The organism is Kitasatospora sp. CM 4170, assembly GCF_032110285.1.
Classification (GTDB): domain Bacteria; phylum Actinomycetota; class Actinomycetes; order Streptomycetales; family Streptomycetaceae; genus Kitasatospora; species Kitasatospora aburaviensis.
On the sequence record NZ_CP134877.1, the window covers coordinates 3,582,718 to 3,606,088 of the forward strand.

Sequence of the window (23,371 nt, forward strand, 5' to 3'; positions counted from 1 at the left end):
GCCCGGACGGGCCGTCCGGGCCTGCCGCCCCGCCGTCCGTGGCGCCGCCCGGTGTGCCGTGGTGCCGCCCGGCGTGCGGCACCCGCCCGACGGGTGTCAGCCGCTGATGCTGGGCGCCCCGGTCTCCAGGTGGCCGGTGAACCGCTGCGACCAGCCGGCTTCGGCGTCCACCGTGATGGTGAAGTCGTACCAGCCGTTGGTGTAGGCGACGGCGTTGAAGTAGTCGCTGACGCTGCCGCCGGCCGGCACCTGGTACGTCCAGGGTCCGTCGTTGCGGTAGTTGTTCGAGGCGATGGTGAAGGTCATCGGCGTGCTGCCGGCGTTGGCCAGCCTGAAGTACACCGCGAGCTTCCCGGTGCCCGGCTCGACCGCGTAGCTCGCGGTGACCGAGGCGTTCTTCCCCGCCTTGTTGGCGTCGCCCTTGAAGCGGCGCAGGAAGCGGTTGGGGCCGACCACGGAGAGGTCGTACGGGCCGCTGCCGAAGCCGAGGCCGCAGTTGAAGAAGTCGCTCTGGTTGCCGCCCGGGTCGACGGTGTACTGCCAGGGGCCGCCGCTGCGGTAGGCGTTGGCGTAGGCCGCGAAGTGGGCCGACTTCTGCGCCTGCGGGCCCTCGTTGGCCATCTTCAGCCAGACCTTGATCGCGCCGGCGGAGCCGAACTCCAGCCGGTCCAGGTTGGCGTTCGGCTGGTAGGGCAGGGCGCGGGCCTGGCGGGTGCCGGCCTCCTGGACGGGCAGCCGGTTGTCCACCGGGGCGGGGTTGGGCAGCGGACCGCAGGTCGACAGGCCGATCGTGGCGTCGGTGTTGGGCAGCGCCGGGAGGCCGTACACCGGGTTGGCGAAGTCGAACAGACCAGTGAGGTCGCCGCAGACCCGGCGGCGCCAGTCGCTGATGTTGGGGCAGGCGGCCGGCCTGCCGATGGCGGCCGTCCACTTCTCCAGGAAGCGGAGCACCGAGGTGTGGTCGAAGACCTCGGAGTTGACCCAGCCGCCGCGGCTCCAGGGCGAGATGGCGATCATCGGGACGCGGAAGCCCAGGCCGATGTTCTTCCCGCCGTAGAACTCGCCGGGGGTGCCGGCCGGGGCGGCCGGCGGCGGGACGTGGTCGAAGAAACCGTCGTTCTCGTCGTAGTTGAGGAAGAGGACGCTGGAGTTGAAGACGTCCGGGTCGGCGTTGAGCGCGTCGATCACGTTGTGGACGAAGTGCGCGCCGTCGGCCGGGGTGGCGTACGGGTGCTCGGAGACCTCCTGGTTGGGGACGATCCAGGAGACCTGCGGGAGGGTGCCGTTCAGCACGTCGGCCTTGATCGCGGCGACGATGTCGTCCGGGGTGCGGCCGGTGACCTTGGGGACGGAGCCCATGCCCTTGACGGCGAGCGGGCTGCCGGCCGGGGCGTTCGCGAACTGGGTGAAGTAGGCGAGGGCGTTGTCGCCGTAGTTGTCGGCCGCGTTCTGGTAGACCTTCCAGCTCACGCCGGCGTTCTCCAGCGCCTCGGCGTAGGTCTGCCAGCGCAGGCCCTTCTCGTCGCCGCCGTCGTACGCCGGGCCGCCCGCCTTGCCGTCCGGGTCGATCTGGCCGGACCAGTGGTAGGTGCGGTTGGGGCCGGTGGCGCTGATGACGGAGCAGAAGTAGGCGTCGCAGACGGTCCAGTTCTCGGCGAGCGCGTAGTGGAACGGGATGTCCTGGCGGGTGAGGAAGCCCAGGGTGCGCACGTTGCCCTTGGCGAGGACCCAGGAGTCCAGCTTGCCGCCGTTCCAGGCGGTGTGCTGGTCGTTCCAGCCGTGCGCGAGGTCGCCGTTGCACTGCGCCAGCCGCTGCGGGTCGGCCCCGCCGGCGGGCTTGGTGAGGCTGAACTGCCACGGGTACTGGCGGCCCAGCCCGTTGGGCTGGTTGAAGACGCTGTAGCCGCCGGCGATCTGGATCGCGCTGCGGTCGGCGAAGCCGCGCACCCCGCGCAGCATGCCGAAGTAGTGGTCGAAGCTGCGGTTCTCCTGCATCAGGATCACGATGTGCTTCGCGTCCGCGATGGTGCCGGTCTGCGACAGCGCCGCCGACGGCGCGGACGCGGACTCGGGCGCACCCGGCGCCGCCCCGGCACCGGTGGTGCCGGCCACGGCCAGGCCGGCCGCGGCCGCTCCGGACAGCGCGACGAACTTCCTACGACTCAGCTCGGCCATCAGCCCAGCCCGTCCCTTCACTGGCGATGTTGTGCACACAAGTTGGGGCCCATCGATCGCGCAGCATCATCCACCCGCCCGGAGCACCCCACCAGGGGGCCGGAGCAGGGTTGGCGGACTGTTCGCCCCGCCGTCACCGAGCGACGGCCGGCTGAACGCGGGTGCCTCAGTCCTTCACGGTGATCCCCAGGGCGTGGGCGAACTGGGGAGCGAGCTCCAGGAGCTGGGTGGAGCTGATGACCGCGCCGCGCAGGCCCTGGTGGCCGTCGGGCAGGCCGAGGCGGGCGGCGCCGCGCAGGTCGGCCCTGGTGAGCTTGGCGCCGCGCAGCCGGACCTCCTCCAGGGTCGAGCCGGGGAAGGACACGTCGGTGAGCTTGGCGTCGCCGAAGTCGACGTCCCGCAGCAGGCAGTCCTCGAAGACCACGTCCCGCAGGACGGCGGCCCGCAGGTTGACCGCCTCCAGCTTGCAGCCGCGGAAGACCGTGCGGCGCAGCGCCGAGCCGTGGGCCGCGACACCGGCCAGCACACCGCCGGTGAACGCGCTGTCCTGCCACTCGCTCTCGCTGAGGTCGCAGCCCACCCAGCGGCCGGCCTGCGCCCAGACCTCGGTGAAGCGGGCCTGGCGCAGCCGGACCCCGTCGAGCGCGACGCCGGTGAAGGCGCACTCCAGGAAGACGGCGCCGGCCGCCGACACGTCGCGGTGCTCGCCGCCGTCGAAGTGCACGGTGTCGTAGCGCTCGTCGCTGCGCAGCGCGCCGCCGGCGTGCGGGGTCAGCAGGTGGGCGTACGGCAGGTCGGTCAGGCGGTCGGGGACGGAGAGCGGCATGGCGGTGGCACCTCGCGGTCGGGGGGTACGGCTCCTCGCCCGGATGCTCCCACGCGGCACCGACAGTCAGGCTGCTCACGGGGTGCACCGCTCATGAGGCGCGCCGCTCACGGGGTGCACTGCGCGAGGTGCACTGCTCCCGGGGTGCGCCGCCCGGGTGGCGGACGGCGGGGGCCCGGCCGCTCCCGGGGGGGAGGGAGCGGCCGGGCCGGTGTCGCGCGGGATCAGCCGCGGGCCCAGAGGGAGTTCACCCGGCTGCGCTCCGCGGAGTTCGGGTACGGGTTGGTGCAGGAGGTGCCCGGTCCACCGCCCGACATCAGCTCGCTGCACGGGCCCGAGTAGTGGTCCGGCAGGCCCAGCACGTGCCCGGTCTCGTGGGCGGTGACCCGGGTCGAGTTGTACCGGCGGTTCTGCGCGTAGTCGAGGAAGATGTAGCCGCGGCCGTGCCCGTCGGTGCTCGCGTACGAGCCGCGCGAGTCGTTGCCCTCGTAGTAGCGGAAGTCGGCGTTGGAGCCGGCCTGGAGCTTCACGTTGGCGACCGAGCCGTTCCAGATCTGCGCGCTCTGGGCTATCTGGTTGCGGAAGGTCGGCGCGCTGCTGGCGTCGTAGGTCACCACGACGGCCTTGAGGAGCGGCGCCGCGGCCTGCTTGGCGAGCGCCGACTTCATGACGGCCTCGTAGAACGCCTGGTTGTCCGCGTCCTCGGCGGCCGAGCCTGCGTAGCCGTTCGCGGTGTAGCCCTGGGTGGCCGGAGCGGCCGTGGCGGCGGTCGGCAGGACCGCCACGCCGGCGGCGAGGGCCAGGCCGAGGGCGGCGGACAGCGTACGGGCGATGCGGTTCACGTGGGGCTCCTGTTCGCGGGGGCGCGGCCATGGGGGACCGCGGTGACGGAGGGAAAGGGGGAACCGGTACTGCGGGGCGGAGCGGCGCGGGTCAGCCCGCGAGGCCGTACCGCCAGAGGGAGTTGACCCGGCTGCGCTCAGCGCTGTTCGGGTAGGGGTTGGTGCAGGACGGGCCGGGGCCGCCGCCGGACATCAGCTCGCTGCACGGGCCCGAGTAGTGGTCGGGCAGGCCCAGGACGTGCCCGGTCTCGTGCGCCGTGACGCGCAGGGAGTCGTACTCCTGGTTCTGCGTGTAGTCGAGGAAGATGTAGCCGCGGCCGTGCCCGTCGGTGCTCGCGTACGAGCCGTTGCCCGGGTCGTCGCCCTCGTAGTAGGAGAAGTCGGCGTTGGAGCCGGCCTGGAGCTTCACGTTGGCGACCGAGCCGTTCCAGATCTGCGCGGCCCGGGCTATCTCCCCGGAGAAGGACGGCGCGTTGCTGGGGTCGTAGGTCACCACGACGGCCTTGAGGAACGGCGCCGCGGCCTGCTTGGCCCGCGCCGACTTCATCACCGCCTCGTAGAAGGCCTGGTTGTCGGCCTTCCCGTTGCTCCGCTGGGCCGACGCCGAGGGGGTGTAGTGCTGGGCGCCGGCGGCGGACGGGTCGGCGGGTGCGGCCGAGGCCGTGGTGGGCAGCGCGGCCAGTCCGGCGGCGAGCGCCAGGCCGACGGCAGCGGAGAGCATCCGCGGGATGCGCGTCATGTGGGGGCTCCGATTCGGGGGTGCACCGCGGCGGTGGGGGCCGGTCGCGGGCATCGGACGAAGGTTTGCTGCCCCAGAGCTTCGGCCAGGTCGGCGGCCCGGCGGATGATGTCAACCGGCGATAACGCGGACCAATCCCCGCCGTCCGGCGGGGCTCCGGACCCGCCCGACGGTCTGTCATGTCCCTGGCGTCACAACCCATTCGCCCGTTAAGCTCCCGAAATGGAGCTCGACGTGAGACACCTGCGGGTGCTGTGCGCCATCGCCGACACCGGCAGCCTCCGCAAGGCCGCGCGGCAACTCGGGATGACCCAGCCCTCCCTCACCACCCAGCTGCGCCGCATCGAACGCACCATCGGGGGCCGGCTGTTCACCCGTGAGCAGACCGGCAGCCTGCCGACCGCGCTGGGCCACTCGGTGCTGTCCCGGGCCCGGCCCGTGATCGCCGAGATGACCGCGCTGGTCGCCGCCGCGCGGCAGGAGGCCCGCGAGTCGGCCGGCGGCGAGCGCTCCCGCCGGCTGCGGATCGGCAGCGTCGGCAGCCGGGCGGTGGCGGCCTGGCTGCGCCGGGTGCACGAGCGGCTGCCGGAGACGGACACCACCATCCACATCGACATCTCCGCCAACGCCCTGCTGCGGATGGTCGCCGCCGACCAGCTGGACGTGGCCTTCGTGCACGAGAGCGAGGGATTCCCGCTCCGGGTGCCGTCCGACGCCGAGCACCGGGTGCTGCTGGCCCGCGAGCCGCAGTTCGTCGCCCTGGCCGCCGGCCACCCGGCCGCCGCCCGGTCGGTGGTCCACCTGGCCGACCTCGCCGAGGACACCTGGATGGTCGACCCGACCGCCGACCACGAGTACGCGGCCATGCGCCGGGTCTTCGCCGAGGCCGGGCTCAACCCCCGGGTGGTGCAGGTGCGCGACAACGCCACCGCCGCCGAGCTGGTCGCCTCCGGCGAGGCCGTCCGCCCCTGCCAGCCGACCTCGGCACCGGGGCCCGGCACGGTCGTCCGGCCGGTGCACGGCGACCCGCTGGCCGTCCGGCTGCTGCTCGCCTGGCGGCCGCGGGCGCTCGGCCCGCCCGCGCTGGAGATCCTCTACGGCGAGCTGCGCGCCGCCTACCTGGACCTGGCCCGCGGCAACCCGGCCTACCGGGCCTGGCTCGCCCGGCACGACCACGCCCTCCAGCACCTGCTGGGCCCCGGCCACCAGGAGGACCCCCGCGACGGGCAGCCGCGGGAGCCCCTCCCCACCGCCGGTCAGCCGCGGGAGCCCCTCCCCGCCGCCGGTCAGCCGCGGGCGTGCAGCGTGACGCCCACCGCCACCGTGGCCGCGCTCACCAGGCCGGCCACCAGGACGCCCGAGCCGCCGGCCGCGGTGCACGCCAGCACCGCCAGCGAGGCGACCGGCAGCAGCGCCTGCTCGACCCCGGTCTTGGCGTGCCGGGCGTGCAGCAGCCAGACGGTGAACAGGTAGACCGCCGTCGGCACGGTCACCGTCGCGGTGGCGGCGGTCTCGGAGATGTGCGCCTTGTACACCGCCGACTCGACCGCGACCTCCAGCCCCGCGCCGATCGCCGCCGCCGACCCGTACACCACGTAGTGGCCGTAGCCCCAGAGGAAGGCCTGCCGGTTGGAGCGCAGGTGCTCGTGGACCTCGCGGGCGAAGTAGATCCACCAGGCCGAGAAACAGATCAGCAGGCCTCCGGCGGCGACCGGCAGCAGCCGGCCGAGCCCCTCGTGCTCGTCCACCGCCGACTGCACCGCGACGGTCGCCGCCGCCACCGTCTCCCCCAGCACGATCAGGGTGAACAGGCCGTAGCGTTCGGCGATGTGGTGCGGGTGCCAGCTGGTGCGCAGCCGCAGCTCGGCGATCACCGGCACGGACAGCTCGGCCAGGATGCCGAGCGGGATCACGTACGACCGGACCGACTCCGGCAGCAGCAGCACCACGACCCAACCGATCTGGCAGAGCGTGATCCCGACCGCGTACCGCAGGGCCACCCCGCGCGCAGCACCCTCCTCCCCGGCCGCCGCGCGCAGCCACTGGGTGACCATGGCCAGGCGCATCACCACGTACCCGACCACCGAGAGCGTCAGGTCCTGATCGGCGAACATCCTGGGCACGCCGGCCGCGAGGATCAGCACACCGGCGATCTGCACCAGCGTGGTGACCCGGTAGGGGACGTCGTCGCAGTCGTACGCCGAGGCGAACCAAGTGAAGTTCATCCAGGCCCACCAGATCGCGAAGAACGCGAAGACGTACCCCCTCAGCCCGTCGCCGTAGTGCCCGGCGGCGAGGTCGTGGGCCAGCTCCCGGCCGGCCTGGCCGACGGCGACCACGAAGCAGAGGTCGAAGAACAGCTCCAGCGGCGTGGCCACCCGGTGCGGCTCGTCCCGGCTGCGCGGGACCATCGGGCGCACCGCGCGCCGGTCGACGGGGTGAGGGCGGCGGGGGGCCGCGGCGGGTTCGCTGCTCATGGTCGGGTCTCCGGGCTGCGGGACGGCGGGCTGCCGGACGGCGTGCTGCGCCGTCCCGCGCATCCTGGCAGCGGCGCGGGCCGGGCGCACGCACCGGCGCGCGGTCGCGGAACACGCCCTTAGCGGCGCTTTGAAGCGATGCTTCGCGTCCGTCTTTCGCCGATATGCCCTTCCGTCAGCGAGAGTTGACGCCCTGGTGCGCGAACCGGGTGACAGCGGGACGGGTTTCCGGGCGCGCCCGCGCCGTACGGCGCGGCGGCCCGGATCCCCCGCTAGATTCTTCCCCGGTTGGAGGCGAGCGGGTCCGGGAGCGACCCCACGACACGGGCGGCCTGCGGGCAACGCGGAAGGTCAAGGCCGGCGGCGGGACGGCGGGGGCGGCAGAGCCGTTCCCCCGCGTCCGCACCACCGGCCTCGTGATCACCGCGCTGCTCGCCAGCGCCTGCCGTGCCGCCCCCTCCACCGTTGGCGCCGTAGCACCGTGGACGTCTACGCGGACCTGCCGAACGAGGCCGCCCGGACCGCCGGAGCCGCCCCGGCGCCGGTCACTTCTCCCAGCCGACCTTGGCGTAGTCGACGCCGGCCAGGCCGAACGCGCCGTAGTTGGCCAGGCCCTTGCGGGCCGCCACCACCGTCGGCCGCTGGTACAGCTCGACGGTGTGGCCGAGCTCCCAGATCCTGGCGTCCGCCTGGTTGTAGAGCTTCGCCGCCTCCACCGGGTCGATGGTGCCCGCCGCCTTCTTGAGCAGGCCGTCGATCTCCGGCGTGCCCAGCTTGGAGAAGTTGCCGAAGACGTTGTCGCCCTGCGGGAGGCGGAAGTTGCCCAGGCTGCTGGAGAGCGGGAACGAGTCGGTGTTGCGCCAGCTCGCGACGTCGAACTTGCCAGGATTGACGTACTTGGTGAAGAAGTCGTTGCTCGGGACCTTGTCGAGCTCGACCTTGACGCCGGCCGCCAGCCACATCGCCTGGGCGGCGGTGGCCAGGTCGAGCTGCGCCTGCGGGGTGGCGTCGTTGAGCACCCAGTGCAGGGTCAGCGACTGGCCGTCCTTGGTCCGCGGCTGCCCGCTGCCGGCGTCCTTCCAACCCGCCTCGTCCAGCGCCTTCTTGGCGGCGGCCAGGTCGAACTTCGCCCACTCGCCCGAGTTGTCCTGGTAGCCGGTCTGGTTGGGCATGAAGATGTGGTTGCCCAGCGGCTTGAACTCCACCGGCACACCGTTGTTGGCGATCTTGATCAGCGCGGAGCGGTCCAGCGCCTTGCCGAGCGCCTGGCGCACCTTCTGGTCGGCCAGCGCGCCGCCGCCGCCGAAGGAGATGTGCACCTCGTCCCACGGGCTGGCGGTCCGGATCACCGCCTCCTTGGCGTCCTTGAGCTGCCCGTACGCCGTCGCGGTGCCCGCCGCGGCGAAGTCGATCTCGTTGTTGAGGAAGGCCTGGGTGGTCGCCGACTGCGACATCACCCGGAAGGTGATCTTGTCGGCCTTGGGCTTCGCGCCCCACCAGTTCGGGTCCGGGACCAGCGTGAGGGCCTGGGCGGTCTTGTCCGCCGTACCGACCTTCAGCGCGCCGGCGGTGATCGGGATCTTCTCCACCCAGCCCTTGTTGAAGTCGTCGGCCGTGGCGATGCCGGCCGCCGGGATCAGCGGGCGGAACAGGTTCTGCCAGTCGGCGTACGGCTCCGAGAAGGTGACCTTGACCTCGGTCGGGTCCGCGCCCTGCTCCACGCCGGAGATCAGCTCGTAGCCGGCGGAGTCGGCGATGTTGTAGCCGTCCTTCTTGCCGCCGGTGGCCTCCCAGTCCGCCTTGAAGTCCAGGTAGCCGAGCGGCTTCCCGTCCGACCACTTGGCCTTCGGGTTGAGCTTGTAGGTGACCACCTGCGGGGAGGTGGAGGTGACCTTCGCCTCCAGCAGGTAGTCGGTGACCGGCTTGAAGGTGCCCGACTCGTCGGTGGTGAACAGGTTGGGCTCCAGCGCCCGCATGATCTCGACCGCGTCGCCGTAGCGGCCGTCCACCTGGTACGGGTTCCACTGGGTGATCCACTGGTACAGCGGGAACTTGACCTCGCCGCCGTCCTTCAGCTGGTCCACCGGCTTGGGGTTGATGTCGATCGCGCCCTGTCTCGGCGGCTCGCTCTTGGTGACGTTGTCGGCGGAGCCGCCGCCCGAGCTGCACGCGGTTGCCGCCAGCGCGGCGGCGAGGGCGAGGGCGGCGGCCCGACCGAGACGGCGGACGGGCGTGGCGGTGGATGCGTCCATGAGGGTCCCCCAGAAAGATCCGGAATGTGGCGAGGGTTGGGCGTCGCGAGGTGTGGCGAGGCTTGAACGTGGGCAGCCAAGTCGGTGCCCGAGGAGCGAACGTAACAGTCGATCAGATCCTGTACCAGGGGGAGTAGCTCACGCCTGATCCAAAAGCAACGGGCGGCAACACGCCCGCAACACCCCGGCCGTGCGCCGGTGCCAGACTCCTGACCTGCACCTCTCTCCACCCGGCCCGAACCGGGCCACCGACCGAAGGCCACCCACCGATGCCGACCAGACGCGTCGGGCCCGCCCCCACCCCGGGCGGCCGCTGATGCTCCGCTATCTGGCGAAACGATTCAGCTACTACGCCGTCCTGCTGATCGTCGCCGTCTTCCTGGCGTACGCCCTCTCCGCCACCGCGCTCCGGCCCCGCACCTACTTCGAGGCCAAAGTGCCGCGCCCGGCCGCCGCGTCGGTCGAGCGGCAGCTCGACGACCTCAACCTGAACGACCGTACCCCCGTCGTCGAGCGCTTCGGCCGCTGGGCCGGCGACCTGCTCCACGGGGACCTCGGCCGCACCATCCACGACACCCCGGTGACGGACGACTTCCGCCGCAGGGTCTGGGTCTCGCTGCGGCTGCTACTCCTCGGCAGCCTGCTCGGCATGGCCCTCGGCGTCGCCGCCGGCGCCTGGAGCGCGGTGCGCCAGTACCGCATCTCCGACCGGCTGCTCACCGTATTCTCGTTCGTCCTGCTCTCCACCCCGGTCTTCCTGGTGGCGCTGTTCCTCAAGAACGGCGCCATCGCCGCCAAGGACGTCGCCGGCCACGAGGTCGTGCCCTTCACCGGGTACGAGACCCCCGGCCTGACCGGCGGCATCGGCGCCCACCTCGCCGACTGGGCGCTGCACCTGCTGCTGCCCACCCTCTCGCTGGCCCTCGGCGGCCTCGCCACCTACAGCCGCTACCAGCGCGGCACCATGCTCGACGTGCTCGGCTCGGACTACCTGCGCACCGCCGAGGCCAAGGGCCTCACCCGCGGCCGCGCCCTGGTCAAGCACGGGCTGCGGACCGCCGTGATCCCGATGTCGACGATGTTCGCCTACAGCTTCCTCGGCATCTTCACCGGCGCCGCCTTCACCGAGACCATCTTCGGCTGGCACGGCATGGGCGAGTGGTTCATCCAGTCCATCAACGAACAGGACGTCAACTCCGTGGTCGCCGTCAACCTGTTCGCCGCGGTGGTCGTCCTCGCCTCCGGCTTCCTCGCCGACACCCTGCACGCCGCCCTCGACCCGCGCGTGCGGTCCTGACCGGAGGAGACTGCCGTGACCACCGTCGCCGCGGAGCCCTCCGCGCCCGTACCCGCCCCGGACCCCGCCGCCGGCCCCGCCCCCGAGGCGGCCGGCCGGGGGCGGCTCGTCCTCGCCCGCCTGCTCGCCGCCCGCTGGGCGGTGGCCGGCGCCGTCGTCGTCCTGCTGCTGTTCGTCCTCGCCTTCGGCGGCCAGTACCTCACCCCCTGGGACTACGCCGCCCCCGACTACACCGCACTGCGCCAACCGCCCTCCACCACCCACTGGTTCGGCACCAACGGGGTGGGCCAGGACGTCTTCGCGCAGACCGTCCGCGGACTGCAGAAGTCCCTGGTCATCGGGCTGCTGGTGGCGCTGTTCTCGACCGTGCTGGCCTCGCTGTTCGGCGCCTGCGCCGGCTACTTCGGCGGCTGGACCGACCGGATCCTGATGTTCGTGGTGGACCTCATGCTGGTCTTCCCCAGCTTCCTGGTCATCACCATCATCTCGCCCCGGCTGAAGGGTGCCGGCTGGCTCGCCTTCGTCCTGCTGCTGGCCCTCTTCAACTGGATGATCACCGCCCGGGTGGTGCGCTCGATGACCATCTCGCTGCGCGACCGCGAATTCGTCCGCGCGGCCCGGTTCATGGGCGTGCGGCCGCTGCGGATCATCACCCGGCACATCCTGCCGAACGTCGCGTCCTTCCTCATCATCGACGCCACCATCGCCGTCGGCGGCGCCGTGATGAGCGAGACCGCGCTCTCCTACTTCGGCTTCGGCGTCAAGGCGCCCGACGTCTCGCTCGGCACGCTGCTCGCCGCCGGCACCAACGACGCCCCGGTCTTCCCGTGGCTGTTCTACTTCGCCGCCGGGCTGCTGGTGCTCTTCGTCCTGGCGGTCAACCTGATCGGGGACGGACTGCGCGACGCCCTCGACCCCACCGTCGACGCGGCCCGCACCCGGCGCGGCCCGCGCCGGGCCCGGAAGCGGGCACTGCGGGGCGGTGCGGGCGACGCCGGTTCGGCGCACACCGCTCCGGCCGGTTCACCGGGTTCGCCCGGCTCAGCCGGTTCGACCGGTTCAACTGGTCCGACCGGTTCACCCGGTTCGACCGGTTCGACCACTTCACCCGGCACCGACCGTTCGGCCCGCAGGAAGGGTGGCAGCCAGTGACCACCACCGTCGAAACCCCGCCGACCACCGCCCCGCTGCTGGACGTCCGCGACCTGCGGGTCGACTTCGCCGGCCCGCGCGGCACCACCGTCCCCGCCGTCCGCGGCGTCGACCTCACCCTGCGGCGCGGCGAAACCCTGGGCATCGTCGGCGAATCCGGCTCCGGGAAGTCCGTCACGGCACTGTCCGTGCTCGGCCTGCTCCCCGGCACCGCACGGGTGCGCGGCTCGGTCCGACTGGACGGCCGCGAGCTGGTCGGCCTGCCCGGCCGCGAACTCGCCGCCGTCCGCGGCCGCCGGGTCGCCATGGTCTTCCAGGACCCGCTCTCCGCCTTCACCCCCGTCTACCGGATCGGCGACCAGATCGTCGAGGCGCTGCGCATCCACCAGTCGCTCGACCGGGCCGCCGCACGCGCGCGCGCCGCCGAACTGCTCGACCTGGTCGGCATCGCGGCGCCCGAGCGGGCGCTCGACAGCTTCCCGCACGAGTTCTCCGGCGGCATGCGCCAGCGCGCGATGATCGCCATGGCCATCGCCAACGACCCCGACATCCTGCTCGCCGACGAGCCCACCACCGCCCTGGACGTCACCATCCAGGCGCAGGTGCTCGACGTGCTGCGCACCGCCCAGCGGGAGACCGGCGCCGCGCTCGTCCTGGTCAGCCACGACCTCGGCGTCATCGCCGGGATGGCCGACCGGGTCGCCGTGATGTACGCGGGCCGGGTGGTCGAAACGGCCGGGGTGGACGAGCTGTTCACCGCGCCCCGCCACCCGTACACGCTCGGGCTGATCGGCGCCGTGCCCCGGCTGGACGGCCGGGGCGGTCCGCTCGTCCCGATCCCCGGCGTGCCGGCACCGATGGCCGAGCTGCCGGCCGGCTGCCCGTTCGCCGACCGCTGCCCGCTGGTGGAGGAGCGCTGCCGGACGGCCGAGCCCGCGCTCACCGGCGGGGCGGAGCTCGGGAGTTCGGACGCGGTCGGGGTCGTGGACGCGGCCGGGGGTGCGGGTACGGACGCCGTCGCGGGTACGGACGCGGCCGGGGTCGTGGGGACGGACGCCGCCGCGGGGACGGGCGAGGCCGGGGGCGCGGGCCGGGCAGGCGGTGCGGACGGGCATCTGGCGGCGTGCGTCCGGGCCGGCGAGCTGGCCGAGCGGCGCCCCGCACCGAGCGAGGTCTACCCCGTGCCGCCGGTACCGCCCGCCGCGGTCCCCGTGCCGCGCGAGGAGCGTGCGCCGGTGCTCGCCGTCAGCGGCCTGACCAAGACCTTCCCGCTGGTCAAGGGCACCGTCTTCAAGCGCCGGATCGGCGAGGTCCACGCGGTGGACGGCGTCGAGCTGGACATCCGGCAGGGCGAGACGCTCGGCCTGGTCGGCGAGTCCGGCTCGGGCAAGTCCACCACCCTGTTCGAGCTGCTGCGGCTGGCCGCCCCCGAGTCCGGCCGGATCGAACTGCTCGGGCAGGACGCCTCCGCGCTCTCCCGGGCCGAGGCCCACCGGATGCGCGCCCGGCTGCAGATCGTCTTCCAGGACCCGATGGCCAGCCTCGACCCGCGGATGCCGGTCGGCGACATCGTCGCCGAACCGCTGCGCGCCCAGCACACCGCCCGGGAGGAGATCGCCCGTCGGGTGCCCGAACTGCTCCGGCAGGTCGGCCTCGACCCGGCCCACGCCGTCCGCTACCCCCACCAGTTCTCCGGCGGGCAGCGGCAGCGGATCTCGATCGCCCGCGCACTGGCCGTCCGGCCGGAGCTGCTCGTCCTGGACGAGCCGGTCTCCGCGCTGGACGTCTCCATCCAGGCGGGCGTGCTCAACCTGCTCCAGTCGCTCAAGGCGGAGCTGGGCCTCTCCTACCTCTTCGTCTCGCACGACCTGTCCGTGATCCGGCACCTCGCCGACCGGGTCAGCGTGATGTACCTCGGCCGGACCGTCGAGCACGGCGAGGTCTCCGCCGTCTTCGACCGCCCGCGCCACCCGTACACGCGTGCGCTGCTCTCCGCCGTCCCGCTCCCGGACCCGGCCGCCGAGCGGGCCCGCAACCGGATCCTGCTGGCCGGCGACCCGCCCTCGCCCACCACGCGGCACACCGGCTGCCGGTTCCGCGGCCGGTGCCCGGTCTACGCCGGGCTCGACGCCGGGTCCAGGGGCCGCTGCGAGAACGAGGCCCCGGCGCTGACCGGGCCCGCACCGGGCGCGGACCACCAGGCGGCGTGCCACTTCCCGGAGTGACCGGTCTGGTCGGCCCGGGTCGGTTCAGCCCGGTCCGGTCGGCCCTGGGCAGGTGCGGCCCCGGGCTGACCGGACCGCTGCGAGGGCGCGCCGCCGGTCACCGAGAGTGCCCCCTCGGTCGCGATTCTGCGGATCGGCCCGACCCCGTGTAATGTCTTCCGGGTCAGCAGGCGCCGCTAGCTCAGTTGGTTAGAGCAGCTGACTCTTAATCAGCGGGTCCGGGGTTCGAGTCCCTGGCGGCGCACATGGCAAGGTCTCAGGCCGTCCACTCCGGTGGACGGCCTGAGGCGGTTCCGGGCACGGTAGGTTGCGAGGACGGCGCGGCCCCACGCGCCCGTCCGCGAATGCTGGGGGTTCCGTCCATGGCACCGCTCGACACCCGCCCGCTGCCGGAGGAGCTGCTGCTGCTCTGTGCCGAACCGGTGCGCGGCCGGCTCCGGATCCCGCAGTCCGCCTTCTACTGGGCCGTCCCCGGCAGCGTCCTCGCCGAACTGCAGCTCGGCGGAGCGATCACCGTCGACGGCCGGCGGATCACCGGCTTCCAGCCCCTCGGCTCCCACGACGAGATCGCGGCCGGGGTGCTCGCCCGGCTGGAGGAGACCGGCAAGCGCAAGCACCGGCTCGGTCTCGACCTGGCCATGCGCCGGATCCCGCGCAAGCCGACGCAGCAGCTGTTCCTCGACCGGCTGACCGCCGAGGGTGTCCTCACCGTCGACCGGCGGAGCTTCCTCGGCCTGCCGTACCGGCGCTACACGGCGGTGCCGCCGGGGATCGGGCAGGAGATCGCGGCCCGGGTGGCCGCCACACTGGCCGCCGACGACGCCGGGCCGGCCCCGACGGCATCGCCCGTCGCGGCCGCCGCTTCCTCCGCCCCGTCCGCCGATGTGGCTGCAGCTCCTGCCGACGCTCCGCCCGCCGCCGGCGGCGAGGCGTCCGATGCGGCCGGGACGTCCACCGACGCGGCCGACGGGGATCGTCAGCCGGCCGATCAGGACGGCCGGTCGGCCGCGCAGGACCGTCAGACGGCCGACCGGGACCGTCAGCTGGCCGGGCTGATCTACGCGGCGGGGCTGCACCGTCGGCTCTACCCCGGCCCGGCCGGCGCCCCCACCCGGCGCGCCGCGCGCCGACTGGCCAACGAGCTGCCGGTCCCCCGGGCGGTCCGACGCGCGATCTCGGCGATGTCGGCGAGCACGGCCTCCTGAGCCGCGCCGCCCGACCGGCGGGAAGTCGACCTGACGGCGGGCGGGTGCACCGCGGGCGGCTGCACGGGCGGGCAGTTGCACGGCGACCTCGCGGCGCGGGCGGCGGCGCAGCGGTACCGGCGGCGCTCAGCGGGTGTCGAGGATGGCCGAGGCCACCGCGTCCGGGCGGTCGAACATCAGCAGGTGCCCCGCCGGGGCCGTGGTCCGGAAGTCGGCCCCGAGCAACGCGGCGAGCCCCCGCTGCCGGTCCAGCCACTCCTCGGTGCGGCGGGTGCGGCACCCGTCGTCGGCGGCGAGCACCGTGATCGGCAGCTCCTCCGGCAGCGGCACCACGCCGCGCAGTTCGTCCAGCTCGGCGGCCACGTCCAGGTACCGGGTGTTCTCCCGGAGCACCGCGCGCAGGGCCCGCCCGGTCCGGTAGCAGTGCCGGACCAGCGGTCGCGGGGCGAGGTCCTCACGGCGCACGGTCGCGGCCCGGGCGACCAGCCGCCGCACGGTCGGCCCGAGGAGGTACGGCACCGCGAAGGCCGTCGCCACGCCCGCGACCGTCCGGGCCGCCAGGTCTCGCAGCTCCGGCGCCGGCCAGGGGTGCGGCGACGACTCGACGCTGCCGTCCAGCAGGACCAGCCCGGCCGTCCGCTCCGGGTTCAGCCGGGCGAAGGCCTCGACGTGGAAGCCCGCCAGCGAGTGGCCCACCACCGTGCACGGCCCGGTCACCCCGATCCCGTCCAGCACGGCGCGGATGCGCTCCGCCTCTCCGACGACGGTCGGACCGGGGCGGTCGGCCGGCTCCGAACCGCTCAGCCCGTAGCCGGGCCGGTCGAAGCGGACCACCGTGCGGTAGGGGGTGAGGAAGGGGACGACGAGATCCCAGTCGAACCAGCTGCTGCCGAGCCCGCCGGCGAGCAGGACGACCGGGCCGCTGCCCTCGGTCCGTACGTGCAGCGGTGTGCCGCCGACGTGCAGGAACGCCACCGTGGCCGGCGCTCCCCCGGCGCCCGACCGCCCGCCGGCGCCCTGCTGCCCCGACTCCCCCGAACCGGTCATCGCGGTTCCACCCCTTCGCCCGTCCCGTCCGCGGCCCCTGCCACGCCTGCCCTACCTGCTGTGCCGGTCGCGCCCGTCCCAGTCATCTCGCCCGTCCCGGTCGGCTCGCCCGCCGGCGTCTGCCCGGTGGTTCCGACCCGTGCGGGGATGTGCCCGGGAGTGCGCCCGGCCACCGGCGTCCGACCGCCCGGGGCCGCCCGCGCGATACCCGTGGCCAGCACGCCGAGCCAGAGCGCGACCAGGAGCACCTGGAGCCGTTGGCCCACGCCGAGCGACCAGGTGCCGCGCCCGGCCTCGAACGCGGCGATCGCGGCGATGCTCCAGCCCGTGGCCAGCAGCTCGCCCGCCAGCAGCCAGGGTCCGTACCGGCGGACCGGCGGCCACCAGCCGTAGCGGCGGGCGGCGACGGTCAGGGCGATCAGGCCGCCGAGTGCCCCGAACATGGCGAGGCTGCTGGTCACGGCGTGTGCGGTGTGGGTGGCCGGTACCAGGCCCGCGGTCTCGCGGGCCGCGCACATCTCGTCGCTGGTGGGGGCGCAGCTCAGCGGCAGCCGGGAGTCGGCGGCAGTGGCGGCGCCGAAGACAGCGAGCGCCACCCAGCCGGCGACCGCCCAGGGCCGGCGCCGGGCGGCGCCCCGCAGCTCGGCCGAGGGTCGGACGGCGCCCGGACCGGCGGGCGGGTCGGCGGGCGCGCCGGCACTTCGGCCGGCGCCCGGATCGGCGGTCGGATCGGCGGTCGGATCGGTTCGCGTGAACTGCGGGGAGGCCGGGCCGGCGATCAGTGCCGTGCCGGCCGCGGCCAGGACCGCCAGCCCCGCGACCAGGTCGGTGCCCCGGAAGAGCCCGCCCAGCGCCTGGTCCTCGGCGGCGAGTTCGCTGATGTACGCCTGGACCGGGTCGAGGCCGGTGCTCAGCACCACCTCCAGCACCCACGCGGTGTACGCGACCGCGCTGAGCAGCAGGGCGGCGACGGCGAGCCGGGCCGTCCGGCGGCCGGGGTCGGAGCTGGGCACGTTTCCCACCCTAACCGCCGGAAAACTCCGCCCCAACCGGGCGGAAACGGGCGTCCGGCGCGGCTCCCGACCCCGCACGCCGCTCCAATGGTGCGAGCCACCCCTCCGAACCGTGTATTGTTTTCCAGGTCAGCAGGCGCCGCTAGCTCAGTTGGTTAGAGCAGCTGACTCTTAATCAGCGGGTCCGGGGTTCGAGTCCCTGGCGGCGCACAGACACTGGGGAGCCTCTCGCAGTAGCGGGAGGCTCCCCAACTTTTTGCCCTTCGGCGTCCGATTTGTGTGTGATGTCGGTCTCGCTTGCCGCCGCGGTGGAGCCAATCGCCCCGATCGGTGCGTTTTGGGCTGTACAACCGGAAACGGGACGATCGATCCCGACCGCCGAAGTCCCCCGCTGTGCAGGCCGGTACGGTCCGCCCGCAGGAAAGGCCGCCGTTTTGTCCCGAAACACCCAGAGCGGCCGTCGCACGCCGTCCGTCCGCCTCCGCCCGGTCAAGCGCCTGAAGCGTTCCGGCGGGAGCCCGGCCGACGGGACCGGCGGCACCGGGCCCCGCCGCCCGAAGCGCACCGGTTGGCGCCGGATGGTCCCGACCTGGCGGATGACGCTGGGCGGTCTCGTCACCGCGCTGCTGCTCGGCATCGGCCTGTTCGCGCTGGGGATCGCCCTGGTGAAGGTGCCGGACGCGCACGCCGCCGCGACCGCCCAGAGCAACACCTGGCTCTACCAGGACGGCTCGGTGATCGCCCGGACCGGCCAGACCAACCGGCAGAACGTCCCGCTGGACAAGGTCTCCCCCGCCGCGCAGCACGCCGCGCTGGCCGCCGAGGACCGCAACTTCTACCACGAGGGCGCGGTCAACGTGCAGGGCCTGGTCCGTGCCGCCGTCAACACGGTCAAGGGCGAGGGCACCCAGGGCGGATCCACCATCACCCAGCAGTACGTGAAGAACACGTACCTGAGCCAGAAGCAGTCCATCAGCCGCAAGGTGCAGGAACTATTCATCGCGATCAAGGTGGACGCCACCGAGACCAAGGACGACGTCCTCTCGGGCTACCTCAACACCTCCTACTACGGGCGTGGCGCCTACGGGATCCAGGCCGCCGCCCAGCAGTACTTCGGCGTCGACGCGTCCGCGCTCACCCCCGCCCAGGGCGCCTACCTGGCCGCCCTGCTGAACGCGCCGAGCGCCTACGACGTGGCGACCGCGACCCCGGCGGGCAAGCAGAACGCGGTCAACCGCTGGAACTACGTGCTGGACGGCATGGTGAAGGAGGGCTGGCTCTCCGCCGAGGAGCGGGCCGCCACCACCTTCCCCGAGGTCCGGGACCCGCAGGCCCAGCTGGGCCTGTCCGGCCAGGCCGGTTACCTGGTCAACGCGGCCACCGAGTACCTGACCGCCAACCGGATCATCACCGAGTCCGAGCTGGCCAAGGGCGGCTACACGATCAAGCTGACCCTCGACCCGGGGCGCCAGTCGGCCCTCCAGGACGCCGTCCAGGCCCAGCTGCACGACACCCTGAACCCGGACAAGCGGAAGAAGGACGCCGCCGCCCAGGCCGGCGCCGTCTCCGTCGACCCGAAGACCGGTGCGGTGGTCGCCCTCTACGGCGGCGTCGACTACACCAAGCACTACATCGACAACGCGACCCGGCGGGACTACCAGGCCGGCTCCACCTTCAAGGCCATCGCGCTGGCCGCGGCGCTGGAGAACAACGCCAAGACCCAGTCCGGCCAGACCATCACCCCGCGCACGGTCTACGACGGCACCAGCGGCCGCAAGGTCCGCGGCGGCAAGGGCACCGCGTACGCGCCGCCGAACGAGGGCGACAAGAACTACGGCCAGATCACCCTGCAGCAGGCCACCGACTGGTCGGTGAACTCGGCGTTCGCCCAGCTCGCCCAGGACACCGGCCTGCAGAAGGTGCGCGACACCGCCGTCGCGCTCGGTCTGCCCGGCAACACCCCCGGGCTCGACCCGCTGCCGTCCATCCCGCTCGGCACCGCCACCCCGAGCGTCCTCGACCTGGCCGGCGTCTACGCGACGCTGGACAACGGCGGCAAACAGATCACCCCCTGGCTGGTCCAGTCGGTGGACCGCGAGGGCGAGGCCCTCCAGCTGCCCGCCCACAAGGCCACCCAGGCGATCGGCGAGGACACCGCGCGCAGGGTGACGGCCATGCTGGAGGGCGTGGTGAGCGACCCCGGCGGCACCGGCTGGCGCGCGAAGGCCCTGGGTCGCCCGGTGGCCGGCAAAACCGGGACGACCGACGACCAGAAGTCGGTCTGGTTCGTCGGGTACACCCCCGAGCTGGTGACCTCGGTCGCCCTGTTCGGCCAGGACCCGGGCACCGGCGCCCAGGTCAGTCTCAGCGGCACCGGCGGCATCGACGGCGCGGCGGGCGGCCAGTACCCGGCGCAGATCTGGACCAGCTACATGAAGGCCGCGCTGAAGGGCAAGCCGGTAACCGACTTCGCCTCGCCCTCGGGCAGGGACGACACCTGGTCGGACGGCCCCTCGTCGAGCGGCTCGGACGGCTCGGCGACCCCGTCCGGGCCGGCTTCGACTCCGGCCTCCCCGGGCGGCTCCGGTAGCGGGCCGGGCTCCGGCGCCTCGCCGAACGGCTCGGGCGACGGGTCCTCCCGGTCCGGCTCGGGCGGCCCCGGTTCGTCGAACGGGCGGAACGGCTCGCGCCCCGGCGACGGCGGCACGACCGGCGGGCCCACCCAGCAGCCGACGGCCCAGCCCAGCTCGCAGCCGACGTCACAGCCGACGGTCCGGCCCACCAAGCCACCGGTACCGACCACCGGGCCGACCAGCGCCCCGACGACCGGACCCACCACGGCGCCGCAGCCGACGGGCGGCACCGGGTCGGGCGGTGGCTCCGACGCCGCGGTCGGGTCGGCCGGGCAGTAGCCCGCCGGGGGGTGGTCCGTCGGGTCGGGGGCCGGCTGGTCGGGGGCCGGCTGGTCGGGGGCCGGCTGGTCGGGGGCGGGGCGGTGACCCGTCGGGCGATGGCTGGTCGGTGGGCAACCTTTAGCCGATCGGCCGGTGTGCGTGAACCTGCCGTCGCGCACAGTTGGAGGCAGGACCAAATGACGGAATGGCGCCTTACCGAACCGATGACATGACTGTCACAATGCCTCGGTGCACAGCTCAAACCCCCCACTCGGCCGGTCGTCGGCCAAAACCCTCGGACTCACCCTGGCGCTGGTCTCCGCCTTCGCCTTCGGAGGCTCCGGCACCGCCGCCAAGCCCCTGATCGAGGCCGGTCTCTCACCGCTGCACGTGGTCTGGCTCCGGGTGACCGGCGCCGCCGTGGTCCTGCTCCCCCTCGCCTACCGCCACCGCGACGCGGTGCTCCGGCGGCCCGGCCTGCTGCTGGGCTTCGGCCTGCTCGCCGTGGCCGGCGTCCAGGCCTGCTACTTCGCCGCCATCGCCCGGATCCCGGTCGGCGTCGCCCTGCTCATCGAGTACCTCGGACCGCCGCTGCTCATCGGCTACGTGCGGTTCGTCCAGCGCAGGCCGATCAGCCGGGGCTCGGCGATCGGCGCCGGCGTCGCCGTGGCCGGTCTGGCCTGCGTGGTCGAGGTCTGGAACGGCTTGAGCTTCGACGCCCTGGGCGTCGTCTTCGCCCTCGGTGCGGCCTACTGCCAGGTGGGCTACTTCGTCCTGGCCGACGCCGGCAGCCGCGGCGAGCGCCCGATCGACCCCCTCGCCGTGAGCGCCTACGGCCTGCTGATCGGCGCGGTCCTGCTGACCGCGTTCACCCGCCCCTGGACCGCCGACTGGGGCGTGCTCGGCGGCGACGTCCTGATGAACGGGCACACGATCCCGGCGCTCCTCCCGGCCGCCTGGATGGTCCTGATCGCGACCGTGCTCGCCTACCTGACCGGCGTGATCGCCGTCCGGCACCTGTCGCCCCCGGTCGCCGGGGTGGTCGCCAACCTGGAGGCGGTGGTCGCCACCGTCCTCGCCTGGATCCTGCTCGGCGAGCACCTCGGCCTGCCGCAGATGGCCGGCGGCCTGCTCGTCCTGGCCGGCGCCTTCGCGGCCCAGGCCGGCAAGCCCGCAGCCGCACCCGAAGCCGCCGGGTCGGCGGGCGGTGGTGTGGCGGACGACCGGCCTGCGGACGTCCGGTCTGCGGACGACCGCTCCGTCGCCGCGGACCTCGCCGGGGCCGCGGCGCTGGGCGAGCGGCTGACCCGGGCCGCCGGGCAGGCGGGCGCCGAGGACCGTGCGGTCGCCGGGCCCGGAGTCAGCGGCCGACCCAGCCGAACCAGTCGAGGTGGTTGAGCGGCCACACGACGCCCGAGACTGGTCCGACCACGTTGTCCACCGGCACGGCGCCGCCGCCCGGCCCGCGCTGGTGGTACCGGGAGTCGGCGGAGTCGCTCCGGTGGTCGCCCTCCACCCAGACGTAGCCCTCGGGCACGGTCACCGGACCGAAGTCCAGCCCCGCGCAGGAGTCGTCCCCGGGGTGGAGGTACGGCTCGTCCACCTTCGCCCCGTTGACGGTGAGCGTGGTCCCCGAGCACTGGACGGTCTGGCCGCCGGTCGCGATGACCCGCTTGACCAGGTAGTTGTCGTCCTTCGGCGGCACCAGGCCGATGAAGCCGAGCGCGGAGCTCAGCGCGCGGGTGATCGGGTTCCCGTCGGTCGGCTGCGGCGGCAGCCAGTCGCCCGGGTCCTTGAACACCACCGGCTGGCCGGGCTCCGGCTCCCAGCCGGTGAGCGGGGCGAGCTTGTTCACCCCGACCCGGTCGCCGATCCGCAGCGTGTTCTCCATCGACCCGGAGGGGATGGTGAAGACCTGGAACAGGCACGTCTTGATCAGCAGCGCGACCACCAGGCCGACCGCCGCCATCAGGGGGATCTCGACCCACCACGGCCGCTGGCGGCGTCCCGCCCGCCGGACCCGGAGCCCCCTGCCCGGACCGCGGCCGGCCTTCTCCGCATTGCCCGCCTTGCCCGCCTTCCGCGAGCGCGCCCGCCGGGCCGCTGCGCGGCCGCCGTGGCCGGCGCCCGCAGCCGGGACCGGACCGACCCCGGCATCACTGTCCGTGTCGGGCAGGTTCACCGCCATCGTCGCTGCTCCACCTCTCCGGCCGGGAAACCTGCACGCTACGCCACCGGCGAAGCCTCACGAAATCGGGCATTTACCCGCGGCCGACACGACCGCCGACACCGCCGCGGGGGAGGCGACGGGCGTGAGGCGGTCGGGGGACGGCGCTCAGGGCAATGCCACCCAGGGTACGGCGGGCGGAGCCGCAATGAACGAGCCGCCGCCGGTGGGAGCACGGCCGGGAGCGCGGAAGAGGGCGCGAACAGGGGCGCGAGAGCGGACGGGTCCGGGGGTGCGGCGCGGCAGCGGTGGGCGTGCGCGGCCGGGGGCCGGACCGGCGCGCGGGCACCCGGGCCGGCAGCCACCCGGCGCGGGCGCCCGGCGGGCGGGGCGACGCCCGGAACGGCGGCCGGGCCGGCCCGGCGCGGTGGCGACGAGTCTGGAGATGATCTCCCGGGATTCGCCGGAACGGTCTTCCGCCCGGCGCGGCGCAGAGTCAGACCGGCTCGTTCTGGCCTGTCACGGTGTCGCTGGCGATCTTCTCGTGGTGCCGGATGACCTCGGCGATGATGAAGTTGAGGAAGCTCTCCGCGAAGACCGGGTCCAGGTGCGCCCCGGCGGCCAGCTCCCGCAGTCGCTTGATCTGGTCCCGCTCCCGCGCCGGGTCCGCCGCCGGCAGCTTGTGCTCGGCCTTGAGCCGACCGACCCGCTGGGTCGCCTTGAAGCGCTCCGCGAGCATGTGGACCACCGCGGCGTCGATGTTGTCGATGCTCTCGCGCAGGCTGGTCAGCTCGGCGCGTACGGCCTCGTCGATCCCGTCGAGCGATCCGGCATCGGGGGTCGTGGGGTGATCCGTCATCGGGGCGGCTCCGCGGCTCTCTGGTGATGGGCGCCCGGCCGTCGGCGGGCCGGGGATCAGGCCCGGGCAAATCTAACAGGGCACACGTCGCAGAACCGCACCATTCGGCCCAGCCGTCCCACGATCCGGACAACCCGCGGACCGGTGTGCCGCCCGCGGCGGCGGCCTGCCCGTAGGCTGGTGCGCGGCATGGCCGGAAGT

The 23,371-nt window shown here is 73.7% G+C and carries 14 protein-coding genes, 2 tRNA genes and 3 pseudogenes; 9 read left to right on the plus strand and 10 right to left on the minus strand.

Annotation, left to right across the window (positions count from 1 at the left end; translation table 11 throughout):
- Nucleotides 1–96: 96 nt before the first annotated feature.
- From RMN57_RS14880 to snpA (RMN57_RS14895), 4 genes are all read right to left on the minus strand, one after another.
- Nucleotides 97–2,175 carry a phosphocholine-specific phospholipase C gene (locus RMN57_RS14880; RefSeq protein WP_313763881.1) on the minus strand — a complete coding sequence of 693 codons (2,079 nt, stop codon included), beginning with the start codon at nucleotides 2,173–2,175 and terminating at the stop codon, nucleotides 97–99.
- Between the two features lie 166 nt (nucleotides 2,176–2,341).
- Nucleotides 2,342–3,001, minus strand: a complete 660-nt coding sequence (locus RMN57_RS14885; RefSeq protein ID WP_313763882.1) for a pentapeptide repeat-containing protein — start codon at nucleotides 2,999–3,001, stop codon at nucleotides 2,342–2,344.
- 224 nt (nucleotides 3,002–3,225) lie between these two features.
- Nucleotides 3,226–3,843, minus strand: a complete 618-nt coding sequence (snpA, locus tag RMN57_RS14890) for a snapalysin (protein ID WP_380233964.1) — start codon at nucleotides 3,841–3,843, stop codon at nucleotides 3,226–3,228.
- Between the two features lie 91 nt (nucleotides 3,844–3,934).
- Nucleotides 3,935–4,582 carry a snapalysin gene (gene snpA, locus RMN57_RS14895; RefSeq protein ID WP_313763883.1) on the minus strand — a complete coding sequence of 216 codons (648 nt, stop codon included), beginning with the start codon at nucleotides 4,580–4,582 and terminating at the stop codon, nucleotides 3,935–3,937.
- A gap of 222 nt (nucleotides 4,583–4,804) precedes the next feature.
- Between snpA (RMN57_RS14895) and RMN57_RS14900 the strand changes: the two are divergent.
- Nucleotides 4,805–5,764, plus strand: a pseudogene (locus tag RMN57_RS14900) (LysR family transcriptional regulator); the annotation flags it as partial.
- 104 nt (nucleotides 5,765–5,868) lie between these two features.
- On the opposite strand, the gene RMN57_RS14905 reads toward RMN57_RS14900, so the two are convergent.
- Both RMN57_RS14905 and RMN57_RS14910 read right to left on the minus strand, forming a co-directional pair.
- Nucleotides 5,869–7,059, minus strand: coding sequence for a low temperature requirement protein A (locus tag RMN57_RS14905; RefSeq protein WP_313763884.1), 1,191 nt, complete (start codon nucleotides 7,057–7,059; stop codon nucleotides 5,869–5,871).
- A gap of 545 nt (nucleotides 7,060–7,604) precedes the next feature.
- Nucleotides 7,605–9,311: an ABC transporter family substrate-binding protein gene (locus tag RMN57_RS14910; protein WP_313763885.1), complete on the minus strand. Its 1,707-nt coding sequence runs from the start codon at nucleotides 9,309–9,311 to the stop codon at nucleotides 7,605–7,607.
- Nucleotides 9,312–9,627: 316 nt separating this feature from the next.
- Here RMN57_RS14910 and RMN57_RS14915 point away from each other — a divergent pair, with 316 nt between their 5' ends.
- The 5 genes and pseudogenes from RMN57_RS14915 to RMN57_RS14935 all read left to right on the plus strand — a co-directional run bounded on the left by RMN57_RS14915 (nucleotide 9,628) and on the right by RMN57_RS14935 (nucleotide 15,190).
- Nucleotides 9,628–10,608, plus strand: coding sequence for an ABC transporter permease (locus RMN57_RS14915; protein WP_313763886.1), 981 nt, complete (start codon nucleotides 9,628–9,630; stop codon nucleotides 10,606–10,608).
- Nucleotides 10,609–10,623: 15 nt separating this feature from the next.
- Nucleotides 10,624–11,541 (plus strand): annotated as a pseudogene (locus RMN57_RS14920) (ABC transporter permease); the annotation flags it as partial.
- A gap of 215 nt (nucleotides 11,542–11,756) precedes the next feature.
- Entirely contained in the window at nucleotides 11,757–13,985 is a 2,229-nt protein-coding gene (locus RMN57_RS14925) for an ABC transporter ATP-binding protein (RefSeq protein WP_313763887.1), read from the plus strand.
- A gap of 170 nt (nucleotides 13,986–14,155) precedes the next feature.
- Nucleotides 14,156–14,229 (plus strand) — tRNA-Lys (locus RMN57_RS14930).
- A 118-nt stretch (nucleotides 14,230–14,347) separates the two neighbouring features.
- Entirely contained in the window at nucleotides 14,348–15,190 is an 843-nt protein-coding gene (locus RMN57_RS14935; RefSeq protein WP_313763888.1) for a GPP34 family phosphoprotein, read from the plus strand.
- A gap of 126 nt (nucleotides 15,191–15,316) precedes the next feature.
- On the opposite strand, the gene RMN57_RS14940 is transcribed toward RMN57_RS14935, so the two are convergent.
- A complete protein-coding gene (locus RMN57_RS14940; protein WP_313763889.1) occupies nucleotides 15,317–16,237 on the minus strand; it encodes an alpha/beta hydrolase in 921 nt (306 codons plus the stop codon).
- 197 nt (nucleotides 16,238–16,434) lie between these two features.
- Nucleotides 16,435–17,199, minus strand: a pseudogene (locus tag RMN57_RS14945) (DUF998 domain-containing protein); the annotation flags it as partial.
- A 187-nt stretch (nucleotides 17,200–17,386) separates the two neighbouring features.
- Here RMN57_RS14945 and RMN57_RS14950 point away from each other — a divergent pair.
- The 3 genes from RMN57_RS14950 (at nucleotide 17,387) to RMN57_RS14960 (ending at nucleotide 21,542) form a co-directional block, all read left to right on the plus strand.
- A tRNA-Lys gene (locus RMN57_RS14950) sits at nucleotides 17,387–17,460 on the plus strand.
- A gap of 224 nt (nucleotides 17,461–17,684) precedes the next feature.
- Nucleotides 17,685–20,162, plus strand: coding sequence for a transglycosylase domain-containing protein (locus tag RMN57_RS14955; RefSeq protein ID WP_313763890.1), 2,478 nt, complete (start codon nucleotides 17,685–17,687; stop codon nucleotides 20,160–20,162).
- 231 nt (nucleotides 20,163–20,393) lie between these two features.
- The gene (locus RMN57_RS14960; protein ID WP_313763891.1) at nucleotides 20,394–21,542 is read left to right on the plus strand and encodes an EamA family transporter; all 1,149 of its coding nucleotides are present in this window, start codon (nucleotides 20,394–20,396) and stop codon (nucleotides 21,540–21,542) included.
- On the opposite strand, the gene lepB is transcribed toward RMN57_RS14960, so the two are convergent.
- Both lepB and RMN57_RS14970 read right to left on the minus strand, forming a co-directional pair.
- Complete coding sequence (gene lepB / locus RMN57_RS14965) at nucleotides 21,505–22,332, minus strand: signal peptidase I (protein WP_313763892.1); 828 nt, start codon at nucleotides 22,330–22,332, stop codon at nucleotides 21,505–21,507. The two genes, RMN57_RS14960 and lepB, sit on opposite strands and share 38 nt — an antisense overlap.
- Nucleotides 22,333–22,807: 475 nt before the next feature.
- On the minus strand, nucleotides 22,808–23,170 hold the full coding sequence (locus tag RMN57_RS14970; protein WP_313763893.1) for a chorismate mutase: 363 nt from the start codon (nucleotides 23,168–23,170) through the stop codon (nucleotides 22,808–22,810).
- Between the last annotated feature and the right edge of the window lie 201 nt (nucleotides 23,171–23,371).

Excerpts from the sequence above, each read along its gene's own strand:
- RMN57_RS14905 (WP_313763884.1), bottom strand. The coding sequence starts at position 7,059 with ATGAGCAGCGAACCCGCCGCGGCCCCCCGCCGCCCTCACCCCGTCGAC.
- RMN57_RS14885 (WP_313763882.1), bottom strand. The coding sequence starts at position 3,001 with ATGCCGCTCTCCGTCCCCGACCGCCTGACCGACCTGCCGTACGCCCAC.
- RMN57_RS14935 (WP_313763888.1), top strand. The coding sequence starts at position 14,348 with ATGGCACCGCTCGACACCCGCCCGCTGCCGGAGGAGCTGCTGCTGCTC.
- RMN57_RS14915 (WP_313763886.1), top strand. The coding sequence starts at position 9,628 with ATGCTCCGCTATCTGGCGAAACGATTCAGCTACTACGCCGTCCTGCTG.
- lepB (WP_313763892.1), bottom strand. The coding sequence starts at position 22,332 with ATGGCGGTGAACCTGCCCGACACGGACAGTGATGCCGGGGTCGGTCCG.
- RMN57_RS14940 (WP_313763889.1), bottom strand. The coding sequence starts at position 16,237 with ATGACCGGTTCGGGGGAGTCGGGGCAGCAGGGCGCCGGCGGGCGGTCG.
- RMN57_RS14970 (WP_313763893.1), bottom strand. The coding sequence starts at position 23,170 with ATGACGGATCACCCCACGACCCCCGATGCCGGATCGCTCGACGGGATC.
- snpA (WP_313763883.1), bottom strand. The coding sequence starts at position 4,582 with ATGACGCGCATCCCGCGGATGCTCTCCGCTGCCGTCGGCCTGGCGCTC.
- RMN57_RS14880 (WP_313763881.1), bottom strand. The coding sequence starts at position 2,175 with ATGGCCGAGCTGAGTCGTAGGAAGTTCGTCGCGCTGTCCGGAGCGGCC.
- RMN57_RS14910 (WP_313763885.1), bottom strand. The coding sequence starts at position 9,311 with ATGGACGCATCCACCGCCACGCCCGTCCGCCGTCTCGGTCGGGCCGCC.